Raw genomic sequence first — 1623 nt, 5'->3', positions numbered from 1 at the left:
AGCACAGCTGCCGTCGCGGGCCCCGCACGTACGAAGCGGGCCCACAGGCCGGTTCACACCGGCCTGAGGGCCCTCTTTCGTGTGAGGGGCAGCACGTGGGTGGACAGCGGCGTCAGGAGGCTCAGGGGCAGGCTTCAAGGGGCGCGGGACTGTACTGAACATGCGGCTCCGCCGCGTGGGCGCGACCAGCCACAACACACCCGCACAACCCCCACCGGCCCCACCCCTCCCCACCCCGCAGGACCTAAGGCACCTCCGCCGGAAGCACCCCACACAGCGCCTCCAGAGCCGCCCCATACGCATGATCGGGCGGCGTCGCATACCCCACGACCAGCCCTTCCGCGGCAGGCGCGGTGGCGTCGGGATGCCGGAAGCCGGTGAGCCCGTCGAGTGCCAGGCCCTGCCGGGCGGCTGCCCGGAGGGTGGCGGCCTCGGTCCCCGCGGGGAGGCTGAGAACGGCGTGCAGGCCGGCCGCGACACCGGTGACGCCGAGGTGCGGGGCGTGCGCGGCGAGGGCGTCGGAGAGCTGGTCGCGGCGGGCGCGGTAGCGCTGGCGCATCCGGCGCACGTGCCGGTCGTAGTGGCCGGAGGCGATCAGATCGGCGAGGGTGAGCTGGTCCAGGGCGCTTGCCCACGCCTCCCGCTGCCCCTTCACGGCCAGCACGGGATCGACCAGGTGGTCGGGCAGCACCATCCAGCCGAGCCGGACGGCCGGGGAGAGGCTCTTGCTCACCGAACCGAGGTAGACGACGCGTTCGGGGTCCAACCCCTGTACCGCGCCCACCGGTTCGCGGTCGTAGCGGAACTCGCCGTCGTAGTCGTCCTCCAGGAGCAGCGCGTCGTGGGTGCGCGCCCAGTCGACCGCTGCCGCCCGGCGCGCGGAGTGCAGCGGGCCGCCGGTGGGAAACTGGTGGGCGGGGGTGAGAAGCGCCCCCTTGAGACCCTTGAGATTCCCCAACTCCCCTGTGTTCGCCCCGTATTCGTCGATCGACAGGGGTACGGTGCGCACTCCCGCCGCGTCCAGCAGATCGCGGTGGAAGGCCAGGCCGTACGACTCGACGGCGAGGGGGCCGTGCAGCAGCCCGCGCGTCCGGCCGCCCACGCCTCCGTAGAGCAGCCTCAGCGCGTGCGCGAAGCCGGAACAGACGACGATGCGGCCGGGGGTCGTGCGGACGCCCCGGACGCGGGAGAGGTACTCGGCGAGGGCGCGGCGCAGCTCGATGCGGCCTCGGGGGTCGCCCGGGCCGAAGGCTTCACTGGGGGCGGCGGTCAGTGCGCGGCGGGCGGCGGCGAGCCAGGCGGTGCGGGGGAAGGAGGCAGCGTCGGGCTGCCCCTGCCGCAGGTCGTGCGCGGGGCCGGGCGGCTGCTTGCGCTGCGGTGCGTCGGCGGGCAGGGGCGGGGTCGCGCGTGCGGCGACCCGGGTGCCGGAGCCCTGGCGGGCGGTGAGCCAGCCCTCGGCGACGAGTTCGGCGTACGCGGAGGCGGCGGTGTTGCGGGCGATGCCGAGGTCGGCGGCGAGCGAGCGGTACGGCGGCAGCCGGGTGCCGGGGGCGAGCCTGCCCTCGCGTACCGCTTCACGCAGGGCGTGCGTGAGGGCGGCCTGACGGCCGCCCTTCTCGGCGG

At 75.2% G+C, this 1623-nt stretch carries 1 protein-coding gene; it reads right to left on the bottom strand.

The window, feature by feature from the left end:
* Nucleotides 1-244: 244 nt before the first annotated feature.
* Nucleotides 245-1623: MocR-like pyridoxine biosynthesis transcription factor PdxR (gene pdxR / locus ACWGIG_RS38820; protein WP_453326430.1), on the bottom strand; the 1379-nt coding region annotated here is incomplete at its 5' end.

The organism is Streptomyces sp. NPDC054863 (assembly GCF_053610825.1).
Note: the sequence above shows the minus strand (reverse complement) of the source record. Positions and strands in the feature narration are given on the sequence as shown.